The sequence below is a fragment of the Rhodohalobacter barkolensis genome (assembly GCF_002834295.1).
GTDB lineage: Bacteria > Bacteroidota > Rhodothermia > Balneolales > Balneolaceae > Rhodohalobacter > Rhodohalobacter barkolensis.
In genome coordinates this window covers 185,554-209,454 of record NZ_PISP01000002.1, presented here as the reverse complement: position 1 = coordinate 209,454, position 23,901 = coordinate 185,554, and the positions used below count along the sequence as shown (strand labels likewise).

At 43.3% G+C, this 23,901-nt stretch carries 21 protein-coding genes; 15 read left to right on the top strand and 6 right to left on the bottom strand.

The window, feature by feature from the left end; all coding sequences use genetic code 11:
• Window positions 1-51 precede the first annotated feature (51 nt).
• The 4 genes from CWD77_RS08550 (at window position 52) to CWD77_RS08535 (ending at window position 5,748) form a co-directional block, all read left to right on the top strand.
• On the top strand, window positions 52-2,295 hold the full coding sequence (locus CWD77_RS08550) for a S9 family peptidase (protein WP_206017985.1): 2,244 nt from the start codon (window positions 52-54) through the stop codon (window positions 2,293-2,295).
• Window positions 2,296-2,319: 24 nt separating this feature from the next.
• Entirely contained in the window at window positions 2,320-2,757 is a 438-nt protein-coding gene (locus CWD77_RS08545; RefSeq protein ID WP_101073150.1) for a nucleoside deaminase, read from the top strand.
• A gap of 131 nt (window positions 2,758-2,888) precedes the next feature.
• Window positions 2,889-4,241, top strand: a complete 1,353-nt coding sequence (gene trkA, locus CWD77_RS08540; protein ID WP_101073149.1) for a Trk system potassium transporter TrkA — start codon at window positions 2,889-2,891, stop codon at window positions 4,239-4,241.
• Window positions 4,234-5,748, top strand: coding sequence for a TrkH family potassium uptake protein (locus CWD77_RS08535; protein WP_101073148.1), 1,515 nt, complete (start codon window positions 4,234-4,236; stop codon window positions 5,746-5,748). The genes trkA and CWD77_RS08535 overlap by 8 nt, the downstream gene beginning before the upstream one ends.
• A gap of 9 nt (window positions 5,749-5,757) precedes the next feature.
• On the opposite strand, the gene CWD77_RS08530 is transcribed toward CWD77_RS08535, so the two are convergent.
• Window positions 5,758-7,455 (bottom strand): potassium channel family protein, encoded by a 1,698-nt coding sequence (locus CWD77_RS08530; RefSeq protein WP_101073147.1) that lies wholly within the window; start codon window positions 7,453-7,455, stop codon window positions 5,758-5,760.
• Window positions 7,456-7,623: 168 nt separating this feature from the next.
• Here CWD77_RS08530 and CWD77_RS08525 point away from each other — a divergent pair, with 168 nt between their 5' ends.
• Window positions 7,624-8,874: a hypothetical protein gene (locus tag CWD77_RS08525; RefSeq protein ID WP_133120204.1), complete on the top strand. Its 1,251-nt coding sequence runs from the start codon at window positions 7,624-7,626 to the stop codon at window positions 8,872-8,874.
• Window positions 8,875-8,920: 46 nt separating this feature from the next.
• Window positions 8,921-10,036: a dual-specificity RNA methyltransferase RlmN gene (rlmN, locus tag CWD77_RS08520; protein WP_101073145.1), complete on the top strand. Its 1,116-nt coding sequence runs from the start codon at window positions 8,921-8,923 to the stop codon at window positions 10,034-10,036.
• 164 nt (window positions 10,037-10,200) lie between these two features.
• Here rlmN and lepB read toward each other — a convergent pair whose 3' ends face one another.
• The 4 genes from lepB to CWD77_RS08500 form a co-directional block, all read right to left on the bottom strand.
• Window positions 10,201-11,223 carry a signal peptidase I gene (gene lepB / locus CWD77_RS08515; RefSeq protein WP_101073425.1) on the bottom strand — a complete coding sequence of 341 codons (1,023 nt, stop codon included), beginning with the start codon at window positions 11,221-11,223 and terminating at the stop codon, window positions 10,201-10,203.
• 89 nt (window positions 11,224-11,312) lie between these two features.
• Complete coding sequence (locus tag CWD77_RS08510) at window positions 11,313-11,882, bottom strand: hypothetical protein (protein ID WP_101073144.1); 570 nt, start codon at window positions 11,880-11,882, stop codon at window positions 11,313-11,315.
• An 11-nt stretch (window positions 11,883-11,893) separates the two neighbouring features.
• The gene (gene lepA, locus CWD77_RS08505; protein ID WP_101073143.1) at window positions 11,894-13,693 is read right to left on the bottom strand and encodes a translation elongation factor 4; all 1,800 of its coding nucleotides are present in this window, start codon (window positions 13,691-13,693) and stop codon (window positions 11,894-11,896) included.
• A gap of 185 nt (window positions 13,694-13,878) precedes the next feature.
• On the bottom strand, window positions 13,879-14,124 hold the full coding sequence (locus CWD77_RS08500; RefSeq protein WP_101073142.1) for a thiamine-binding protein: 246 nt from the start codon (window positions 14,122-14,124) through the stop codon (window positions 13,879-13,881).
• Between the two features lie 228 nt (window positions 14,125-14,352).
• On the opposite strand from CWD77_RS08500, the gene CWD77_RS08495 reads away from it, so the two are divergent.
• The 9 genes from CWD77_RS08495 to hisE all read left to right on the top strand — a co-directional run bounded on the left by CWD77_RS08495 (window position 14,353) and on the right by hisE (window position 22,207).
• Window positions 14,353-15,066, top strand: a complete 714-nt coding sequence (locus CWD77_RS08495; protein WP_165779114.1) for a DUF4382 domain-containing protein — start codon at window positions 14,353-14,355, stop codon at window positions 15,064-15,066.
• Window positions 15,067-15,375: 309 nt separating this feature from the next.
• The gene (hisG, locus tag CWD77_RS08490; protein ID WP_101073140.1) at window positions 15,376-16,254 is read left to right on the top strand and encodes an ATP phosphoribosyltransferase; all 879 of its coding nucleotides are present in this window, start codon (window positions 15,376-15,378) and stop codon (window positions 16,252-16,254) included.
• A gap of 75 nt (window positions 16,255-16,329) precedes the next feature.
• Window positions 16,330-17,625 carry a histidinol dehydrogenase gene (hisD, locus tag CWD77_RS08485; RefSeq protein WP_101073139.1) on the top strand — a complete coding sequence of 432 codons (1,296 nt, stop codon included), beginning with the start codon at window positions 16,330-16,332 and terminating at the stop codon, window positions 17,623-17,625.
• 12 nt (window positions 17,626-17,637) lie between these two features.
• The gene (hisC, locus tag CWD77_RS08480) at window positions 17,638-18,687 is read left to right on the top strand and encodes a histidinol-phosphate transaminase (RefSeq protein WP_101073138.1); all 1,050 of its coding nucleotides are present in this window, start codon (window positions 17,638-17,640) and stop codon (window positions 18,685-18,687) included.
• Window positions 18,688-18,709: 22 nt separating this feature from the next.
• Window positions 18,710-19,597 (top strand): imidazoleglycerol-phosphate dehydratase HisB, encoded by an 888-nt coding sequence (hisB, locus tag CWD77_RS08475; RefSeq protein ID WP_101073137.1) that lies wholly within the window; start codon window positions 18,710-18,712, stop codon window positions 19,595-19,597.
• Window positions 19,598-19,630: 33 nt separating this feature from the next.
• The gene (hisH, locus tag CWD77_RS08470; RefSeq protein ID WP_101073136.1) at window positions 19,631-20,242 is read left to right on the top strand and encodes an imidazole glycerol phosphate synthase subunit HisH; all 612 of its coding nucleotides are present in this window, start codon (window positions 19,631-19,633) and stop codon (window positions 20,240-20,242) included.
• A 96-nt stretch (window positions 20,243-20,338) separates the two neighbouring features.
• The gene (gene hisA / locus CWD77_RS08465) at window positions 20,339-21,064 is read left to right on the top strand and encodes a 1-(5-phosphoribosyl)-5-[(5-phosphoribosylamino)methylideneamino]imidazole-4-carboxamide isomerase (protein ID WP_101073135.1); all 726 of its coding nucleotides are present in this window, start codon (window positions 20,339-20,341) and stop codon (window positions 21,062-21,064) included.
• A gap of 62 nt (window positions 21,065-21,126) precedes the next feature.
• The gene (gene hisF, locus CWD77_RS08460; RefSeq protein WP_101073134.1) at window positions 21,127-21,888 is read left to right on the top strand and encodes an imidazole glycerol phosphate synthase subunit HisF; all 762 of its coding nucleotides are present in this window, start codon (window positions 21,127-21,129) and stop codon (window positions 21,886-21,888) included.
• Window positions 21,889-21,910: 22 nt separating this feature from the next.
• Window positions 21,911-22,207: a phosphoribosyl-ATP diphosphatase gene (hisE, locus tag CWD77_RS08455; RefSeq protein ID WP_206017984.1), complete on the top strand. Its 297-nt coding sequence runs from the start codon at window positions 21,911-21,913 to the stop codon at window positions 22,205-22,207.
• A 91-nt stretch (window positions 22,208-22,298) separates the two neighbouring features.
• Here the strand turns inward: hisE and CWD77_RS08450 are convergent, their stop codons facing one another.
• Complete coding sequence (locus CWD77_RS08450) at window positions 22,299-23,894, bottom strand: AbgT family transporter (protein ID WP_101073132.1); 1,596 nt, start codon at window positions 23,892-23,894, stop codon at window positions 22,299-22,301.
• Window positions 23,895-23,901: the final 7 nt, after the last annotated feature.

Below are 23,901 nucleotides of genomic sequence, written 5' to 3'. Positions count from 1 at the left end.
AGGTACGTACGATTAAAGACGATTCGACCCCGAAATAAATTACATAGAGTAATGATGGTGTTGAGAAATTCAGGCTCTGAGATTCTGTTAATTACCTTTTTTTGGCTTTTAGTCAGCTTTCAGCAAACGAATGCCCAGGAAAAGGGTACGTACCAAAGTCTTCAGCACGCCCTTTTTTCAAGCGGTCAGCTTGCCGGGGATCAAGGGCCACAAGATGTGCAGTGGAGCCACAGTGGAGATCAATACTCTTATACAGAGAAAGATCTGCAGCATTTTTCACCAGAGATCAGAATTCACGATATCACAAATGAAGAGGATTATCTTCTTTTCCACCCGGCTCAGCACACCTTCCCCGGCACGGACGTCCCTTTTCACTTTGATGATTATCAATGGTCTAATGACGGATCGAGCATCCTCTTTCAAACCAATTTTTCTCCTGCCTATCGATACTCCGGTACGTTTGATTATTACCATTACGATATAAACTCTGAAGAGCTCACACATATCGTATATTCGGCTGTCTCGGCAAAATATTCACCTGATGGAAAGAAAGTTGGGTATCACAAAAACGGGGAGATATTTATATACGACCTCAAAACAGGATCCGAGAAACAACTTACAACCTCCGCAAAGGATCATTTCTACAACGGCCGATTAAGCTGGGTTTACGAAGAGGAATTTGGTATCACTGAGGCATGGAAATGGAGTCGCAACAGCCGATATGTCGCTTATTGGCAGACCGATGAGCGTGATGTAGAAACACTCCTATCAACCGACTACGAAGGAGTCTATCCGGAGTACCGAACAATTCCCTATCCAAAACCGGATGGTAATAATCCGAAAGTGAGAATAGGCGTCCTGGACATTGAAACCGGTGAAAATCACTGGATCGACGTGGATGGAGAAAATGGCCTTATTCCCCGAATTTACTGGACCGCTAACCCCGGGGAGTTGGCCGTGGTATGGATGAATAGAGAGCAGAATCACATGCAGCTCTATTTTTATAATGTTGACACTCAAGATGAACGACTCGTTATGGAGGAAAAATCAGATGACGGATGGATCGACATCTTTAGTTCCTTTTCAGGAGCAGATGATTACCTCTATTTCCCCACTGACCGCGAGGAATTTTTCTGGATGTCTGACAGAGATGGATTCAACCATATCTACCGGTATAATTATGATGGAAACCTGGTGAACAGAGTCACAACCGGAGACTGGGAAGTCACTCAAATAGTTGCAATAAACCCGGAAACAGAAAAAATCTATTTTGAATCGACAGAAGAGAGTCCATTAGAAAGGCATCTCTATTCCATTCGATTTAACGGAACTGCAAAAATTCAATACTCAGACAAACCCGGTCGACATGAGTTTAATATGAGCCCCAATGGAAAGTACTATTTCGATAAGTGGTCCAATACGCAAACTCCACACCTGATCGAGCTCAGAACCACTCAAAAAGGTGGGGATTTAATTGAAACTATTGCAGACAACTCATTGGTAAAGACTTACCTCAATCGATATGCGTATCAACCCAGGGAACTCTTTTCGTTTACAACAGAACAAGGCGTGGAGCTGGACGGATACCTGATTCGCCCAAACAATTTTGATCCCGACAAAACCTATCCATTGGTATTGATGATCTACGGTGGGCCTGGCTATCAGGGAGTATTCAATGAATTTGAGTCATCAACATGGGTGCAGTATCTGGCACAGCAAGGTTATGTAATTGCCAACATAAACAACCGTGGCAGCAGTGGTTACGGCCGGGATTTTAAAGAGTCTGTATATAAAAGACTGGGGATTCTGGAAGCTCAGGATTATGCTGCTACTGCCACATACCTTGCTCAACGCAGTTGGATAGATGAAAACCGAATTGCCATACGTGGGCACAGCTATGGCGGTTTTATGTCCGCCATTTCAGCTGTTCTATATCCAAATATTTTCAAATTGAGCCTGGTGGGAGCTCCGGTTACCGACTGGCGACTTTATGACTCGATCTACACCGAACGGTATATGGGTTTACCGGATGAAAATGACGAAAACTACAACAACAGTTCTATTATGTATCACGCCCATAAACTGAGAGCAAAAATGTTGGTCACCCACTCCTCCATGGATGATAATGTTCATATTCAAAATACCATGCAGATGCTTTCAGCTTTTGCCGAAGCCGGCAAAGATGTCGATTTAAGGATCTACCCAAAGGGTAAACACGGGGTACATTACAATGAGCAAAGTTACCTGCTTCTTTTCCAGGTCTACACAGATTACCTGGAAAAACACCTCAAGTAAGAAATATTTTTAACAGAAAATCATATGATCACCCCTGATACCCGAATAATGAATACGGCAATTGAAATTGCTGAAAAAAACCAAACCCCATTTGGAGCCGTATTAGCTATGGGGGATGAAATTTTTGCCACAGCTGCCAATCAAACCCGAGAACTTCACGATCCCACCGCTCATGCAGAACTGCTGGTTATCCGGAAGCTATGCAGTCAACTCAAAAAAACAGATCTTTCGGGCTTTACTCTTTACACTACTTGCGAACCCTGCCCGATGTGTATGAGCGCTGCAATATGGGCCAAAATAGATGTTATATACTATGGTTGCGACATCCCCTCAATATCAGAAAAAATGCCCCAGATTGATATACGAAGCAGGGATATCAATAAAAAAAGCTTCCACAATGTAACCATTCAAGGCGGAGTTCTGGAAAAGAGATGTATGGAGATACTGCAACTTTTCTCATAAGCTTTCAAAGACATGGATTGCAACTTTATCAACCGGTTTATTTCCAATTTAACTTATTGCACAGACTCTGCTTTTACAGAAAAAAATCATAAGTTTGGGAAGTTTGAAGTACAAATAATGAATTTATCATTTTGAAAATACTTATAGCAGGTGCCGGTGAAGTTGGCTTTGAGCTGAGCAAAGTGCTCTCCGAAGAAAGACATGATGTAACAGTCATGGACGAAAGACAACAATGCCTGCAGAGAGTCATTGATAACCTCGATGTTCTTACTGTAGAAGGCAACGCAACCTCGCCCAATGCACTCGTACAAGCCGGTGCCAAAGAAGCAGATATGATGGTGGCCTGTACCAGTGTGGATGAAGTAAATATCATTGCCTGCATGATGGCTAAGCGGCTTGGAGTAAAAACCGCCATTGCCCGTGTGCGAAATGACGAACTTTCCCAAAAAGATGCTCCGATAACTCCTTCTGAACTCGGAATTGATGTTCTCATTCACCCGGAAGAGAGTGCGGCCACTGAGATTCATCAGCTCATCAAAAGAGCTTCGGCAAGTGACATTGTGCCTTTGGCTGAAGGAAGAATGCAGCTTGTAGGTATCAGGGTTGAAAAAGGCGCGCCGGTAATTAACCGCACACTCCGCGAACTTGCACTGGAATATAGAGGTAGCGCATATCGTATCGTTGCCATCTCAAGAAGGGGAACAACGATATTACCTACCGGCAAGAATCGAATCATGGCCCTCGACCATATTTTTGTTTTAACAAAAACGGAAGGAATTGAAATTTTGGCCAAGGCTACCGGTCATACGAATGAGAAGATTCGCCGGATTATGATTGCGGGGGGGAATGAAGTGGGGCGAATTCTGGCCCGTAAGCTTAGCGCTGATGATCAAAAATGGGATATTAAACTCATAGAACCGGATAAAGAAGCTGCTACTGAAACAGCTAATGAACTTCGCAATATTTTGGTACTGCATGGAAATGCAACAGATCCTAACCTGCTTGCCGTAGAGGGAATTCAGGAGATGGACGCATTTATCTCTGTTACGGATGATGAAGAGTCCAATATCATCTCTGCATTAATGGCAAAACATTTAGAGGTTAAGAAAACTGTTGCTCTCGTTTCTAAATCTCAGTATGTACCGCTTAGCCAAACAATTGGCATCGACTCCATTGTGAATGTGAAAGCCTCTGCTACAGACGAAATACACAGGAATATTCGTCAAGGTACCATACTCATGGTAAAAGCACTTCATGGTATAGATGCTGAAATAATCGAAGTTATTGCCGGCAAAAATTGCAGTATACTCGATAAAACTATTAAATCCGTTCATTTTCCACACGGAATGATCATTGGGGCAATTATAAATGACGGAGATGTAGAAGTGGCAACCGGCGACTCCGTTATAAGGAAAGGAGACCGGGTTATTATCTTTGTTCAGCCACATGTTATTCAAAAGGTAGAAGAGTTATTCAATGATTGATCTGCTTGAGCAAGGCACAAACCGACCCCGAATTGATTTCAAAATTGTTATCGGGATTCTTGGAGGGCTGACTTTCTTTTTAGGCCTCTCACTGCTTGCTCCATTGGGAGTAGCTTTAATCTATAACGAGTCCTCCTGGCAGGCTTTTTTATTTACGGCGGTTCCCGCAATGATTTTAGGGGCTTCTCTTTTTTATATTTTCAAACCGCAGTATGAGCTTCGCATGAGGGAAGCATTTCTCATCGTTTCCCTAACCTGGCTCTTGGGCTCTTTAATCGGTGCTTTTCCTTTTACACTTTCCGGAACGCTGCATAGCTATACAGACGCCGTTTTTGAAACGATGAGTGGGCTTAGCACCACCGGAGCAACTATTTTGGGCGGAGTAACCAGCGACGGAATTCAAAATCCTGCGATTGAGGATATCGACAAAAGTCTGCTTTTCTGGCGGTCGCTCTCTCACTGGCTGGGGGGAATGGGAATTATTGTACTCACACTTGCTCTGCTGCCACTTTTGGGAATTGGCGGGATGCAGCTTTACAAAGCAGAATATTCCGGTTCCACTTCCGATAAGTTAACCCCAAGAATTCAGGAAACTGCATTTTTACTATGGTCTGTCTATGTGGGTATGACCGGTGTCCAATTTCTCCTGCTTTGGGTTCATCCGTCCATGGACTGGTTTGAGGCGATCAACCACGCCTTTTCAACTCTTGCAACCGGTGGATTCTCAACTAAAAACGGTTCGGTGGCGGGATTTGACTCCGTCTATATCGATGTAGTCATTACTGTTTTTATGTTCCTGGCCGGTATCAACTTTGCGATGCATTTCAGATTACTGAGCGGCGATACCAAAAGCTTCTTCGAAAACAGGGAAATTCGGTTTTTCTCCCTGCTTACTGTCCTTTTTACTGTATTGGTTTCCGGCGGTCTCTGGCTGATCGATAACTATGAGTTTGGAGATGCCCTACGCTACGGTTCCTTTCAGGTCGTTTCTATTATTACAACAACTGGATTTGGGACTGACGACTATGCACTCTGGATGCCTTTTGCATCTTTTCTACTGTTCCTTCTCTTTTTTAGCGGCGGTACAGCCGGTTCAACCGGTGGTGGTATCAAAATGATTCGCATTCTAATTATTTTAAAAAATGTTGTCCGCGAGTTTCGTCAGATCATCCATCCTCAAGCAGTACTTCCGGTCCGGCTGGGAAATCGAATTATAGAGTCATCTATACTCAAAAATATTCTGGGATTCTTCGTTGTCTACTTCATCATATTTGGAATTGGCGCCCTTATCATGAGTTTAATGGGCTACGACTTCATGTCTTCCATGGGAGCAAGTATTGCCAGCCTTGGGAATATAGGACCTGCCTGGGGAGAGTTTGGCCCGACGGATGAATATGCCGGAGTTCCCTACATCGGGAAATGGGTTCTGTTAATGTTGATGATGATCGGACGATTAGAACTCTTTACCGTTCTTGTCATTTTCACTCCGTGGTTCTGGAAAAATTAACCATTACTTTTAATCCAGAAAGTTATTGGTGAACCGTTTTTCACCTTCACTGGAACCAATTAGTACTATTTCATCATCCTTTTCTAATACTCTTTCAGGTGGAGGATTTACCAACATTTCCTCATTCTTGCAGTTTACCGCTATGACTGTACATCCGGTTTTTTGCCGGATGTTTGACTCAAGTAGTGATATTCCGGAGAGCTTACTATCCACTTGATAATTGAAAATATTCAACCCTTCAGCCAGCATAATCACATCCTTATCTTCGAGTATATTAAAGATTGACCCGGCTCCCATCGAGGCATACGACATCACAAAATCTGCTCCCGCACGATGCATGGTATTCACATTCCTTTCGTACGTGGCTCTACTGATGATTTCCAAGTCGGGTTTCAGCTGCCGGCAATAAATCGTCAGGTAGATATTTACATCATCATCGTGAGTCGTAATCAATACCGAGTGGGCATTTTCAAGTCCTGCTTTTTTCAACACACTCAAATCGGCGGCGTCTCCCAGAATATATTTACCGTTGTCGTGTGTTTGTATTCGATCCGGATTCTTATCAATGATTCTGTAGTCAATCTGACGGTCGTCCATACTTCTGGCTGCGGCTCGGCCAACTCTGCCCGCACCAATAATTACAACCGGAGCGTCCGAAACGTTATAAATACTCATTACTTCGTCATACTTTCTGAGGTGCTCCACAGTACCCGCCAATACCAAAACACTTTTACTTTTAATCATCGTATCCGGCTCGGGATGAATAAATTTCCCTCTTTCCCAAATCCCTACAACATTTACTCCCAGGCTTTCGCGCAACTTACTTTCTTTTAGCGTTTTGCCGATCAGCGGGGTCTCCTTTACGGTAACTTCGCCAATCACAAGGTTGTCGATATGCCCAATTACATGCACTCTTGCATTGCCTCCCAATGTTCTTCGCGCGAGAGCTCTTCCCAAAATATCGCCCATCTGAAGCACATTGTTAGCACCTGCCAGTTTAAGTACATCAACAGAGTCTTCGGAATTGGCAGTTGCCACAATATTGATGTTATCGCTGAACTCCCTCGCTGTGAAAGTGACGTTGGTATTAATGGTGTCAGAATCTGCGGCAACCAACATCGAGGCATTCTTAATAAAAAGACGGTTATAGGTATCGTAATCTGTTGGATCCAGATTCACCACTTTATAATCCAAATCTGACAAATCCAGAGCTTTTTGGAGGTCGGGTTCCAGTAGCACATAATCTATTTTATAAGATTTCAACTTCGCAATGAGTGCTTCCGTTACAGCATTTAAATTCGTAATCACAACATGGCCGAATGTCTCCTCCTCCAACCTTTTTGGTGCACGGGCCTGATTTTGAGCTTTCATCCAGGGTGCATAGAAAAACTCAATAAATGTGAAAGGGAGCATCACCAGCAAAAAAAGTACTCCGGAAAATAGCACCAACATAGAAAAGGCCCGCCCCACATCTGTGGTAAATACAATATCACCAAAGCCGAGAGTAGACATAGTCACAATCACCCAATAGAAACCGGTTAACCACGTATGATCCTGCCCCTCATACATCGCCACATAATGGAATGTTATGGAGTATGCTACATACATCAGGAATAGAACACCCACAAACTTCAGTAGTTTCTTTACGTTTGTCTTCGTACGCCTGTTGGCAAAAAAGTAAGAGAGTTGAGATCCTAAAAACTTCAAATGGAGTCTTTTTTGTTATTGATTGTTTTAATCTATTTAAAAAAAGGAAAATACAGCTAAATCTATAACCTCTTTTTGCAAATCAATTCTGAATTAATTGGAAATTCATCCCTTTAAATGATTACTTTTGAGTGCTTCAATGAAAGCCTAATATTTTAATCTAATTCTGTGTTCCGCTACTTATTTGCTGCCGTCTGCTTATTGATATTGCTCACGACTTCCCTTTCGGCTCAAAGTTCGGACCGATTGGCTCCAATCCCCAACGTCTATCTGGATTGTGGATCGTGTGATATCTCCTATATACGATCAAACATCACGTTTGTGAATTATGTTCGTGATCAGGATGACGCTTCTATTTATCTTTTGATTAACGATCTGCCTACGGGTGGAGGCGGACGGGAATATACACTTATCTTTTCAGAAATTGGTCCCGAAGAGGGACGAATGGATACACTTCGCTATGTTTCATCCAGCACCGATTCGAATGACGAACGAAGGATAGGTCTCAACCGGTATATAAAAATTGGGTTGATGCCTTATGTCACCAACACCGTTGCAGTACGCTCTATGGATATTTTCTATGAAGCTCCGGAAACGGACGTAAGTGATGATGACGAGGAGATCGAAGATCCCTGGAACAGCTGGGTTTTTGATGTGAATGTTCGCTCCAACCTGAACGGACAATCTTCTGAAACGAATTTTGGATTTTACACAGGCCTTGAAGCAGAACGAACCACGCATACCTGGAAAATTAGAGCTCGGGCTCGAGGTGAAATCCGAAGAAGAACGCTGGATGTTTCAAGCGGAACCCTGAATATTAATCGTGATTGGGGAAATTACTGGCAAATGGCTGGATACAGCCTCAGTGATCACTCAACGATTGCTCTTTTTACCAGTGCTCAATTTAACAGAACGAACAATATTGCCTTGCATGCCTATGTAGCTCCGGCTTTTGAATACAACTTTTTTCCCTATAATGAATTTCAGGAACGGCGGTTTATTGTTCAATATCAGTTAACACCCAGTTATCGTCGATACTACAACACAACCGTTTTTGGAAAAGATTCTGAGTTAATCATGTCTCATGAGCTCTCTACCAGGTTGCGCTATGACCAACGTTGGGGCCGCATTGATATCCGGGTCTCGGGCATGAACTACTTTCACGACACTGCCATCAACCGGTTTGAAGTCAATCCTTCATTCAATATCAGAATTATGCGAGGACTTTCTGTAAGCCTTTCCGGCCGATATCGTGTCATAAACGACCAGCTTTCTCTTGAAGGGGCCATAGACCCGGATGATCCGACCAACATTATCAGTGGCGGCCAGCGGCCAACTTCTTTCGATTACAGTATCTCTTTTGGACTCTCCTACACCTTTGGGTCCATCTACAATAATATTGTAAATCCACGATTCTAATCCCTCAGGGTGTCATTTCCATCACTTTGTTCGTACCTTTAAGGCTATGACAAAAGTGAAGACCGATACTCAGTTAAAGACAGATCTTAAATCTCTCACAAAAGCAGAACTCTCTACGTTTCTGGAAGAGCTTGGCCTGGCCGGATACCGATCCGATCAGGTTTTTCAGTGGCTCTACCAAAAGGGTGTTTCTTCCTTTGATGAGATGACCAATCTGTCCAAAGATCTCAGGGCAAAACTGGATGAGATCGCCGAAGTAAAAAAAATTAAAGTTCACAGTAAACAGGAATCAAGTGATGGAACCATCAAATTCCTCTTTGAGCTCGACGATCCAAATGCCTACAAAGTAGAGGCCGTGATGATCCCCGACTTTTATCCGGATGGAGCGGCCAACCGCTTAACGGTTTGTGTGTCATCTCAGGTGGGGTGTATGTTTGGGTGTTCATTTTGCGCAACAGGTAAAATGGGATACTTCCGGAGTTTAACACACGGAGAGATCGTAGATCAGGTTCAGATTATCAATGAGTTAACGGAAGAGCGCTTTGATAAAAAGATCACCAACATTGTTTACATGGGGATGGGCGAACCGCTTCATAACTACAAAGCCGTTGTTGAATCTGCACGAATCATCTCTGATCCGCTCGGAATCGATCTCTCTCCGCGTAGAATCACTATTTCTACCGTTGGGCTTACCAAGCAGATCAAACAGCTTGCCGATGAAGAAATCGGAACAAATCTAGCCATTTCTCTTCATGCCGCCGACGACAAAAAGCGGGATGAGATTATGCCGATCAATGAGTCATTAAATCTGGAAAAACTCGAAGAAGCTGTAAAATATCACTTCATGAAAACTGAACAGCCTCTTACTTACGAGTACCTATTATTTGATGAGTTTAATGATTCCCCGCAAGACGCTCACAACCTGGTGAAAATTGCACGATGGGTGCCTTCTAAGGTAAATATCATCATGTATAACAATGTGGCAGGAGTAGCTTTAAAGCGAGCCAGGGAAGAACGGCTGAATAAGTTCATGAAAACATTAACGGATCAAGGGGTAACAGCAACCGTTCGAAGAAGCCGTGGTGATGATATTGACGCCGGATGCGGTCAGCTGGCAATTCGCGAAGGACAAGAGAAAGGAAAGAGCCTTGCTAAGGCGTAGCAGGTCTCAGGTCTCAGGTCTCAGGTCTCAGGTCTCAGGTCTCAGGTCTCAGGTCTCAGGTCTCAGGTCTCAGGTCTCAGGTCTCAGGTCTCAGGTAAGTTTTTGATTTTATCCCTGAAACTCAAGTACCTACTACTCAATACCCGATACTTAATACCTAATAATTAGTGAATCAAATTGAACAGGCGGCTGAATCTTGGCAACCATCGTTCACCGTCCCACGAGAAGTAGATCATTCCGGCTTTTCCGATCACATGATCTTCCGGGACAAAACCCCAGTAACGACTATCCTCACTGTCATCCCGATTGTCGCCCATCATGAAATAGTAATCTTTTTTGATGGTATACCGATTGGTTTCCTCTCCGTTGATGACAAATTGGTCTCCGTTTTTCTGGATATCATTTCGCTCGTAACGCTCCATCACATCTTTGTAAAGATGCCAGTTTTCAGAAGTAAGCTCAATCTCCTGTCCCTCATACGGAATTGTAAACTCCTCCATATTATCATGATTGACAAACCCATCTGAAAAGCTGAAGGGACGACGACTGAATTCATCGTAATCGTCAGGTAAAATAAAGAACTCAACATTTTGAATTTCTGACCAGTTACTCATCTCATCTGCTACATCCGGCGTCATATTTATGATGGAAGTACCATTGTTGGACTGAAGTATATCACCTCCGGCTTCCCGAACTTTAGCAGGGCTCAGCCTGATCCTTTCGCGGGTTTGAACCCTGTAGTTGTACATTAATGTATCGTACGACTCTGCCGGCTCACCATTTACATAAAGAAGCTTTTCCTCAATTTTCAGCCTGTCGCCCGGAACCCCGACAGCCCGTTTGATATAATTGGTTTTCGTTGAAACCGGACCAATATCCACCGGATAGTTGAAAACGACAATATCATTACGATCAATCTCGGAATAACCCGGAATTCGAGTCCATGGCAAATTGACTCCCGGCAGATAGATATCCGTAAACGGGATCGACAGAGTCATCGGTGTACGCGGACCGTAGGCAAGTTTGGTCACGATCAAAAAATCACCGGTTAGAAGGGTTTTCTCCATACTCGGAGTAGGAATTCTGTACGCCCCAAAGAAAAACGTTCGTAAAATAATCGCTGCAATTGCCGCCCATAGGAATGCATCCAGCCACTCTCTTGCCCAATGTTTGGCTTTCGCGTCCATTGGGTTTTCTTTATCGGATTTTTTTGAACTTTCCCAAAAACGGGATTTTTTTTTAGATTCTTTTCTTCTTGCCAACGGTTTTTACTGTATTAATTGAAATTACTTGGTCTGTCTATAGCTTCGTGCGCAAATTCACCATCCTGATACTCCACCAGATACCATTGATCCCTTTCAGGAGAGTAAAAATAATCACTGAAAGATTCTAAATCGCCTGCTTCATTCATGAGCATTCGGTTTAATATTCGCTTCACCTGAGGCATCATATCGATGTAGCGACTCGCCCCTACATAAACCAACCCATTCTCAAATGGGCCATCCAGATCCAGAATCATCAACGGCATCTCTCCGTCAATAATAAACCAATACTCGAACTGTACAGCTTTTGCCGGTCTGAAGTTTCGCTCGTTTATCAAATCTCCGATCTTCTGTGTCGGGTCGCCAAATACAGCCTGCAATCTTGAGCGTAGTTCTACTGTAGGAATTCTGTCGATTGTGATAGGATTGTAAAGCCCCTGTCCGGTCCAGCTGATATCAGCAAAACGATCCTCGAACTGAGCTCTTTCGGAGTGATCTACCTTCCGGATTTCAGGATCCTCAAATTGAGCATAAACGTCAACACTAAGAAGTGCGAGGAAAAGAACTAAAATAATTTTTTTCATAGAAATCTGTGTTAATCTTCGTCGTCCATAGATAAAACGGCAAGAAAGGCTTCCTGAGGAATATCCACAGAACCAACCTGCTTCATTCGCTTTTTACCTTCCTTCTGTTTTTCAATCAATTTTCGTTTACGGGAGATGTCACCGCCATAGCATTTAGCCGTAACATCTTTACGCAGTGCACGGATTGTATCACGGGCTATAACGCGCGAACCGATGGCAGCTTGTACAGCCACTTCAAACTGTTGCCGGGGTATCAACTCCTTCAGCTTAGCGCACACTTTTCTGCCTTGATAATAGGCTTTATCTCTGTGGGTTATACTTGAGAGTGCATCCACAGGTTCCCCGTTTAATAAAATATCTAAACGCACCAAGTCACCTTTACGGTATTCAATAAATTCATAGTCTAAAGATGCATATCCGCGGGTTCCGCTCTTGAGCTTATCGTAAAAATCAAATACCACTTCGGCCATTGGAAGTTCATAGGTAATCTCAACACGGTTATTTTGCATAAAGTGTTGATTCACATACACACCGCGACGCTCCTGGCATAGCTTCATTATCGGCCCGATAAACTCAGCCGGTGTTATTATACTTGCTTTAATGTATGGCTCCCAAACTTTTTCGATATCTCCGGCGGCCGGCATATCACTTGGGTTATCCACCTCAATACGATTTCCTTCCTCGGTATCTACTTCGTACTGAACGTTGGGTACGGTGGTGATGATATCGATATTGAATTCTCTGTCGAGACGCTCCTGAACAATTTCCATATGAAGCAATCCGAGGAATCCTGCACGGAACCCAAATCCAAGCGCTTTAGATGTCTCCGGTTGATAGGTCAGCGACGCATCATTTAGTTGTAATTTCTCAAGTGCAGCTCGCAGATCTTCAAAATCTTCGGAACTGGTTGGGAAAATTCCGCTAAAAACCATTGGCTTCACTTCTTTATAACCCGGAATGGCTTTCTCGGCCCGCTTCTTCTGATGAGTAATGGTATCACCCACCTTTGCATCCTGCAGAGATTTCACACTCCCAATTACATATCCCACGTCTCCGGCCTTCAGCTCTTTCACCGGCTCTTTTTTCAATTTCAGATAGCCAATCTCTTCAGCATCATACTCTTTTCCGGTTGCCATGAAAAGAATAGGATCACCTTTTTTGAGCGTGCCTTCCATCACCCTAACGTAGGCAATGGATCCCCTGTAGGTGTTAAATATTGAGTCGAAAATAAGGGCTTTCAATGGTTTGTCTTCTTCCCGGGTAGGACCCGGAATCCGTTCAACTATGGCCTCAAGAAGTCCATCAACTCCCTCACCTGTCTTGCCGGATACTTTAATAATTTCATCCGGATCACAACCGATCAGGTCTACAATTTGCTGCCCTACTCCTTCGGGATCGGCACCGGGTAAATCAATTTTATTCAGAACGGGTACAATTTCCAGATTTTGATCAATCGCCTGATAGAGATTAGAAATTGTTTGAGCTTCAATCCCCTGGGCCGCATCTACTACAAGAAGTGCACCTTCACATGCCTTGAGCGCACGGGATACCTCATAAGCGAAATCCACGTGACCGGGAGTATCAATTAAATTGAATGTATAGACCTCATCATTCGGCCGTATATAATCCATTCGTATGGCATGACTTTTAATCGTAATGCCACGCTCACGTTCCAGATCCATATCATCCAGAACCTGCTCCTGCATCTCTCTTTCGCTGATAGTTCCTGTCCGTTCAAGCAGACGGTCGGCCAGCGTGGATTTACCGTGATCAATGTGTGCGATAATGCAAAAATTGCGAATGTTATTCATACAGATGGATAGAAAATGCTAAAAATTAATCAGCCCTAAATATACAAAGCTTAAACGGTCATTGCATTTAATTGTTATATGTCTCTCTCCGGCATTTTGAACATACAACAAATATAACCTAAGACATGAACCCTGAAACGGCTTTGGTTTGATGGCTAAAAAAACCTACTACTACCGAAAATTATCTATTCAGCCGTAGGACTTAATAGCTCAACATGAAATCTGAACTTCTGGCCTTCGAGCGTCATTGAATCGTATACTTCACGAATCACTTCAAATACAATGTCGGTATCGCCTTTTATACTTGTTGACAGATAGTTTACATCTACCTCAACATCATGCTGAGCTACAAATTCGAGTAAATCCTGAACCTGTTCTTTTGGATGTTCAGAGTAAAGAGGTATATACGTTAATTGAGCTATCGTCTTCATTTTATTGTTTTTCAAGATTAAATTTCAGTTTCAAACGATGAAACTATATCGACAAATGGAACATTTTTTATAAAGAGAACCTAAAATAGACTGAACCGACGTCAAAATACAAACAAAATTGAGAGTAAAAAGATGAGATTACTAAGTACAATATCTATGATAATTGCGGGAATATTTCTGTTCGCATCCTGCGATTTATCCAGCGATCTATCGAACGAGCCAGGCACAATGAAAGTGCTGTTAACCGATGCACCGGGTGATTATGAAGAGGTTTGGATTGATGTTCAGGAAGTGCGCGTGCACAAACAGTCCGATGCCGAAGAAGAAGATAATGGATGGAGAACCATTAATGATCAGCCTGTTCGTTTAAACCTGCTTGAACTCACAAATGGAAACTATGAAATATTGGGTGAGGCTGAACTGGAACCCGGCTCCTATAACCAAATGCGGCTCATTCTGGGCGATCAAAATGAGTTGGTTATCAATGGCGAAACTCACCACTTATCTACACCAAGTGCTCAGCAATCCGGACTAAAATTACAACTCGATGCAGAGATAGAGGGCGGCAGCTCCTACACACTTCTGCTTGATTTTGATGCTTCGCGATCGATTGTGAAAGCGGGGAACTCCGGAAGATTCAACTTAAAACCAGTGATCAAAGCCGTTAACCTTGCACAAACAGGGGCAATCGGTGGGGCCATAGAGCCTGCAGAAGCTCTTCCGTGGGTTTATGCCATATCTGATGATGACACATTAGGCGGTACCCAGGCTTCCGACGAAGGAGACTTCCTTATCATCGGTTTGCAATCCGGATCATACCAGATTTCAGTGAAACCAAGCAGTGAAGATTTCAATTCGACCGTAATCTCAAACATTGAAGTATCCGCTCCAGACACAACAGTGATTGATACTGTATCTCTGGAAGCTGCCGGCGGTGAGTAACTACAAAATCAGCTTGAAAATTCTAAAACCCGATCTCTTTATTGAGGTCGGGTTTTTTTATGCTTCCCAAGGAATGATCAGCCACATTTTTTCTGTTTTACAATATTCTTGGCATCCTAACATTGAAATGCATAATTTTGGACTGTGAAAAAACAAATTATCTATATCTCTTCCCACCACCACTTCCATACCGGAAGTCACGGGCATTCTGTGCATCACCATCACTAACCGTTTTCTTCTCACGATTTCGCACAGTTCTAACCCATTTTCACATTTTCCAATTGAATTTTAAACATTAATACTTTCACTATGAGAACCCTGGATTCATCCACCTCACTGCGCATTGCTGTTCAAAAAAGCGGACGGCTAACCGACAAAACACTTAACCTGCTGGAAGGGATCGGATTAAAGTTTGATGACTACAAACGAAGCCTATTGGTTAAATGCCGAAATTTTGACGTAGAACTTCTGTTGATCCGGGATGACGATATTCCCGAATATGTAGAAGATGGAGTTTGTGATCTTGGTTTTGTTGGAGCGAATACCGTGGCCGAAGATGAAGCGGACGTCACTATTTTGCGTGGTCTTGATTACGGGGTTTGCCGACTATCTATTGCAGCTCCAAAAGCCGGTGACATTCAGTCGGCAGCAGATCTGAATGGCAAAAGAATTGCAACTAGCTACCCGGTATTAACCCGTAAATTTCTTGAAAGCAAGGGGCTGTCGGCTGATATCGTTACACTCTCAGGTTCTGTTGAAATTGCCCCTCGTCTTGAGATAGCCGATGTCATCACTGATTTGGTTTCCACAGGCGGAACATTAAAAGCAAACGGGCTGCAGGAACTTGAAACGATATTTGATTCGGAAACGCAATTAGTTAAAACTAACAAGCCACTTTCTGAAGGGAAACAGGCGCTGATCGAGAAATTCCTGCAGAGGATTGAGGGGTATCAAAAAGCTGAGAAAAGCCGGTATATTATGATGAATGCACCGGAATCAGCCGTTGATGAGATCAAAGACATTATTCCGTCTTTAAAGAGCCCGACTGTAATGCCTCTGGCCGATAACGGAATGGTAGCCATTCACACCGTAATTACAATTACTACTTTTTGGGATCTGATGGAAAACCTCAAAGATGCAGGCGCGACCGGCATTGTTGTCTTGCCCATTGAATCGATGATTGCTTGATGAATAGATATGAGATTTGAGATATGAGTCTTGAGTCTTGAGTCTTGAGTCTTGAAAAAACTGAATGTTAAAATCATGAAAAATTACTTACTCAAAAACCTGACTGATACAGATATTGAGAAGCTCTGTAAGCGCCCTAAGATGGATTTTACTTCGGTCTTTGGTCAGGTTCAGCCGATCCTGGATGATGTAGAAAAAGGCGGTGACGAAGCCATCCGGAAATACACCAGCAAGTTTGATGGGGTTGACCTGGATGAGATCACTCTCAATCCAGATGAAGCTACCGTTGAGCTTGAGCCAAAAGTTCAGGCTGCGATCGATCAGGCACTCAATAATATTTTTCTGTTTCATAAGCATCAGAACTCAATGGACCTGGAAGTGGAAACCATGCCGGGTGTTGTTTGCAGGAGAGTTGCTAAACCGATTGAACGTGTTGGCCTTTACATACCGGGAGGAACTGCACCGCTCCCGTCAACAGCCATGATGCTCGGCGTTCCCGCCATGGTAGCCGGCTGCAAAACCATAGTTATTGCCACACCGCCGGATAAAAACGGAAATATTCCGGAGTCGATTATCTACATTGCAAAAAGAATTGGCGCCGAAAAAATTGTGAAAGCAGGTGGAGCTCAGGCTATTGCAGGTATGGCATTCGGAACTGAGTCCATTCCAAAAGTGGATAAACTTTTTGGTCCAGGAAATCAATATGTGACTGCCGCAAAAATGATTCTTCAGAATAGCGAAGCAATGGTTTCCATCGATATGCCGGCAGGACCTTCAGAAGTATTGGTCATTGCCGACAAAACCGCAGACCCCGCTTTTATTGCATCGGACCTGCTGTCTCAGGCCGAACACGGCTCCGACAGCCAGTCCGTGTTAGTCATCACAGAAGACGCCGATATCCGGGCCATTGAACAAGAAGTAGAATTGCAGTTAAATGAACTGCCCCGAAAAGAGTTCGCTGAAAAAGCACTGAGTAAAAGTTTCATAATCACGGCAGACACTACGCAAGATGCCATGCGGTTTTCGAACCTATATGCGCCGGAGCATCTTATCATAAACACTGCAGACGCTGAAAAGCTGGCAGAGAACGTCACAAATGCCGGATCTGTATTTATCGGTCCCTGGACTCCTGAAAGCATGGGTGATTACGCATCCGGAACCAACCACACACTGCCTACGTATGGCTATGCTAAAATGTATAGCGGTGTATCGCTGCATAGCTTTCAAAAGTTTATCACCATGCAGAAAATCTCTGAAGAGGGATTACGAAATTTGGGTCCAACAGTTGAAACACTTGCTGAAATTGAAGGGCTCCAGGCTCATAAAAACGCAGTAACGCTTCGTCTGAAAAAATTAAAAACTAATCACTGAGTCAGAACTTCCATGTTTGATATCGATAGCTTTGTTCGAGATAACATTCGCAAATTAACACCTTACCGCAGTGCCCGCGATGATTTTGACAGCGGCACACTATTGGATGCCAATGAAAACAGCTATGGCGCACCGTTGCGAAACTCACTGGATCTCCATCGATACCCTTCGCCCACACAGGATGCACTGCGACAGAAAATTGCCGACTATCGGGGTGTGGATCTTGAACATATCTTTTTAGGCGTGGGCAGCGATGAACCGATTGATCTGTTGATGAGGATTTTTTGTGAACCCGGCAAGGATTCAATTCTCATCACTCCACCCACTTATGGCATGTACAAAGTTGCTGCAAACATCAATAACGTAGCTGTACAGGAAGTTTTACTGACTGAAAAATTTCAGCTGCGGACGGATGAGATCATAGAAGAAGCGAATGAAAACAGTAAGCTGTTATTTCTCTGTTCTCCAAATAATCCTACAGCAAATGATCTGAAGCGAACCGACCTGCTGAAATTGGTAGCAAAATTTAAAGGAATCGTAGTAGTGGACGAAGCCTATATCGATTTCAGCCGGCAGGAATCGATGGCTCAAATGGTACGGCAGTATCCGAATCTGGTTGTACTTCAAACGTTTTCAAAGGCATTTGGCCTGGCCGGAATTCGATTGGGAGTTGCCATTTCTAACCCCGATATCATCAACTACATGCTGCGCGTGAAAGCTCCTTACAATATCAACAAATTGACAGCGGATACAGCTCTGAAAGTGTTTGATGACATGGAATTGATGAAGTTTAATATCAATGCAATCAAGGATGAACGAGACTACGTTGCTGAGCAGTTGAGCCATAGTAATGCCGTGACCAAGGTTTACCCTTCGAATGCTAATTTTATCCTATTCAAAATTAAAAATGCAAAAGAAGTCTACCGCCAACTTGCCGAGCGCGGCGTCATTGTTCGCTATCGCGGAAATGAACCGCTTTGTGAGGATTGTTTGCGTGTAACGATTGGCATGCCCGATGAGAACGTAAAATTCCTGAAGGCCCTCAGGGAAATTGTAGGCTAACACTCTAAAACTGCTCAATATTATGATCATTCAAATTGAATCATCGGCACTTAAAGGTAAAAATGAGTTCCTACTTGCGCCGGGAGTTATTTACGGGTTAGGATATTTAAAAGAGCATGGCCACCAAATGGCCTGGACTGATTCAGAGTTATCTGAACACCAAAAATCCCTGCTTGAAAATGAAGGTTTTCAGTCTACTGAAACCGGGAAAGATGCCGATGCTAAAATCACACGGTCCGAAAATTTATACCTGTTCCAGAAGGATGATGAGATTCTGAGCAAATCAGAATCATGGACTGAACTGGTGCGCCGGATACTTTTTCCATTCAGAAAAGCGGAGATTAATCGAACCACTAAAGAGACGGATATCCATATAAACATCAACCTGGATGGAAGCGGGAAAAGTGAAATTAAAACGGGCCTGAATTTCTTCGATCATATGCTGGATCAAATTGCCAAACACGGTTTGATTGATCTTGAAATTACCTGCAAAGGTGATCTGGAAGTAGATGAACACCACACGATAGAAGACACCGCTATTGCACTGGGTCAAGCCATCAGCAAAGCTGTGTCGACCAATAAAGCCGGGATTCAGCGCTACGGCTTTGTATTGCCAATGGACGAAGCTCAGGCAACGGTCGCCATCGACCTTTCCGACCGACCCTACCTGCAGTATAATGTTGATTTAAAGCGTGAATACGTAGGTGATTTTCCTACCGAAATGTTAGAACACTTTTATTATACCCTGGCCATGAACGCAAAGGCAACCCTGCATGTTACCGCTAACGGAAAAAATGATCACCACATCATTGAAGCTACTTTCAAAGGTTTTGCCAGAGCCCTGCGTTTTGCCATAACCCGGAGTGAGCGTACCAGGGGCATCCTCCCTTCAACAAAAGGCACTATTTAACCCAATTTAAACTTTTTAGAAGCACCCAGAACGTTGATAGGAATTATTAAATATCAGGCCGGAAATCTCGCTTCGGTAGCAAACGCACTTGAACGACTTAATGCAGACTATTTCATCTCAGACAATTCTGAAGAATTGGACAGTGCAGACGGTATTATTTTCCCGGGAGTTGGGCATGCCGGAGCCGCTATGGATGACCTTCGCTCACGAGATCTTGATGTATGGTTAAAAAATACACAAAAACCCGTCCTGGGTATCTGTCTTGGAATGCAGTTACTCTATGAGTCTTCAGAAGAAGGACAAAGTGACACACTTGGGTTGATACCCGGCAAATTGAAGAAATTTGACGCCTCAAAAGCAAAGGTTCCGCATATGGGATGGAATCGTTTCGAACCTCAAATAGATCATCCATTGATCAAGGGAATCGATAACAAACAATTTCTCTATTATGTGCACGGCTATTATGCTCCTGCCAACGAGTATACCCTTGCAACATGTAAATACATCAAGGATTTCTGTGCAGTAGTGGCAAAAGATAATTTCATGGGTGTGCAATTTCATCCTGAGAAATCGGGTACAGTGGGTTCACTTTTGCTTCAGAATTTTGTAGATATTGTAAAAAATTCAACGAAAAAAACGGCCTGATTTAAATAAAGGAGCGGTCGGTTTCTTGCTTCAGGCAATTGCATAATTTCTTACCTTTACCCACACTTGATCATTTAATTCAACGGTACTTTTTTTATGAACATCATCCCGGCAATTGACCTGCTTGATGGACAGGTTGTGCGACTGCAAAAAGGAGATTACAGCAAAAAAACTGTCTATAATCACAATCCTATCGAGGAAGCCGCAAAATTTAAAACGGCAGGTTTTACCCACATTCACGTTGTAGATCTGAACGGTGCGAAAAGCGGATCTTTTGTAAACCTTCCCATTATTAGAACGATTATTAACGAACTTGGGCTCACTGTTCAAACCGGTGGTGGTGTTCGATCTCAAAACGATATTCAACAACTTTTGGATGCCGGTCTAAGTGGAATCATCTGCTCGTCTATGGCAGTAAAAAAGCCGGATGAATTCTTAGGAGCCATTCAAAATAATCCCGATGAGATTATTCTCGGACTCGATCTGAAAGATGGGAAAATGGCATACGGCGGATGGCTGGAAACTTCTGATAAACCGATTGAAGAATTTTTGAATCCGATGATTGAGGCCGGTTTGAAATCTGTTTTGAGCACAGACATCTCAAGAGATGGAATGTTGAGCGGCCCTAATTTTGACATGTATAAAGATCTTCAAAACCGATTCCCGAATCTCAATTGGATCGCCTCCGGTGGAGTTTCAAGTTTACAGGATCTTATCCGGTTGAGTAATCTTGAGATTCATGGAGTTGTGGTTGGCAAAGCCTACTACGAAGGTCACATCGGCCTGGAAGATCTGGCTCACCTCCATTCTTCTAATTCATAAATAAAATGAATTGACAATCATTTTCACTATTTTTTAAAGCTGATTAACTCTTTACGCTTTATATGCTTACAAAACGAATCATTCCCTGCCTGGACATCAAAGACGGCCGTACCGTTAAAGGGGTGAACTTTGTCGGGTTGCGGGATGCCGGTGATCCTGTAGAGCTTGCTCAGCGCTACACGGAAGAAGGCGCCGATGAACTGGTTTTTCTCGATATCACTGCAACCAAAGAGAAACGACGCACATTGGTACATTTGGTAAAAGAGATTGCGGCTCACATCAACATCCCATTTACGGTTGGAGGCGGTATTAAAACCGTTGATGAAATTGAAGAGATATTAAAAGCCGGTGCGGATAAGGTATCTCTGAACAGTGCCATTGTCCGTGATCCCGATTTAATTACCCGAGCTTCCGACGCATTCGGTTCGCAAGCAATTGTGGCCGCTGTTGACGCCAAAAAAGTTGGTGATCATTGGGAAGTCTTTGTAAAGGGCGGATCAGAACCGACAGGACTGGACGCCATTGAGTGGATCAAAAAAACAGAACAACTTGGAGCCGGCGAAATACTGTTGACCAGTATGGACCGCGATGGAACAAAGTCCGGTTTTGATAACGAGTTATTGAAAATTGTAAATGAACAGGTAACAATTCCGGTAATTGCCAGTGGTGGCGCAGGAACAATTCAGCACTGTATAGAAGCTGTAACAAAGGGAAATGCAGACGCTGTACTCGCTGCCAGTATCTTCCATTTCAGAGAAATTGAGATCTCTGATTTGAAAAAGGAGATGGCAGAAAATGGAATTGAAGTTAGAATATTGAATTGACTATATAAACGTATTTAAAAGAATGGCTAAGCAAGAAATAGAATTTCTATACGACCTCGAACGTGTACTGATTGATCGAAAAAAGGATTTGCCGAAAGGATCCTATTCAACTCGACTTTTCAAAAAAGGAATTGATAAAATAGCCCAGAAGCTGGGTGAGGAAGCTATTGAAACAATCATCGCTTCAAAAAACAAGAAAGATTCCGAAGTGATTTACGAATCTGCAGACCTCATCTACCACTTGATGGTTTTACTAGTAGAGCGCAATATTCCACTAGATTCAGTATTTCAAGAACTGATTGTAAGAAGTAAAAAATAGTTTTATATGTATTAAGTATCAGGTAGTAAGTATTGAGACAGTTTTCATTTACAATTCAACTGTCTCAATACTTGATACTTTCTACCTGCTACTAATTTGCGGGATACACATAATTCGCTTCAAAACTGAGCGGAATTCCTATCCACCAGTAGATCAGCAAGAAGATGGTCCAGGTAACCAGGAAGATGATTGAATACGGGAGCATCATCGAAATAAGTGTACCAATTCCTGTTTTCTTGGCATATCGCTGACAGAAAACAACCACGAGCGGGAAGTAAGGAAGAAGCGGTGTGATAATGTTTGATACAGAATCACCTACTCGATACGCTGCCTGAGTTAAATCTGGAGAAATTCCCAATTGCATGAGCATCGGTACGAAAATTGGTGCTATCAGTGCCCACTTGGCCGAAGCTGATCCCACAAGAATGTTCACAAATGCACTTAAGAAGACAATTCCAACAATCGTAATCTGTCCCGGCAGTGCGAGTGCCTGAAGGAAATTTGCACCTTTTAAAGCAATCAAGAGACCGATGTTTGATTTGGCGAACGCATCAATAAAGAGTGCACAGAAGAACGCCATCACAACATAATAGCCCATGCTTTCCATCGACTTGGTCATGTTATCAATCATGTCCTTCGATGACTTATACTTCCCTGAAGCGTACCCGTAGACAACACCCGGGATCAGCAGCAGAATAAAAATGAGTGGTACAATCGCCTGCATCAGCGGTGCATTAAAAGAGAAGAGTGAACTCACTTCCGGATTATCCCAGCTTGGATCACGCAGTGAGGAACCTTCCGGCCACGCCCAAATAAACAGGCCTATAAAACCAAGAATCATGGCACCAAAACCAAACCAGAATGCACGGCTCTCTCTATCAGAAACCTCTTCCATTTGTGGCATGTCTTCCTCGTCGCCATCAACTTCAACGCTTTGAAGGCGCGGTTCCACAATTTTATCGGTGATATACCAACCGACAGAGACAATCAAAATACTTGAGAGAGCAGTAAAATAAATGTTATTGAGCGGATTCAGCATAATTTCGGGATCCAAAATTCTTGCTGCTTCAAGGGTAAAGCTCATCAAGAGGGGATCGATCGCCGACGGAATAAAGTTTGCCGAAAAACCACCGCTCACCCCGGCAAATGCCGCGGCAATACCGGCCAGCGGATGTCTGCCGGCAGCATAGAAAATCACACCACCCAACGGAATAACAAGTACATACCCTGCATCAGCGGCCGTGTGACTCACAATCGCGATTAGAATCAGCATTGGGGTCAGCAAAGCCTTTGGCGTAAAACCAAGCAGCTTTTTCAATCCGGCATCAATCCAGCCGGAATGCTCTGCAACACCCACACCCAACATGGCTACAAGCACTATACCAAGCGGAGCAAAGAGCACAAATGTCTCAATCATGTTCGCCAGAAAAGAGGCTAAATTTTCTCCGGTAAGCATATTTTGAACATTCAATGCTTCACCGGTCCGGGGATGAACCTCCCCAAAATCGATGGGTGAAAGAAGTGCAGAAAACACCCATACAATCACCAATAATAAAAAGAAGAGCATTGCCGGGTCAGGAAGTTTATTCCCTGCCTTTTCAATAAAATTTAGAAATTTGTCAAAAAGTGTGCCCCTGCCTTCAGGCTCGGGGACTTCATCCTCGTTTTTTTTCTTTTCGTCAGCCACGTTAACC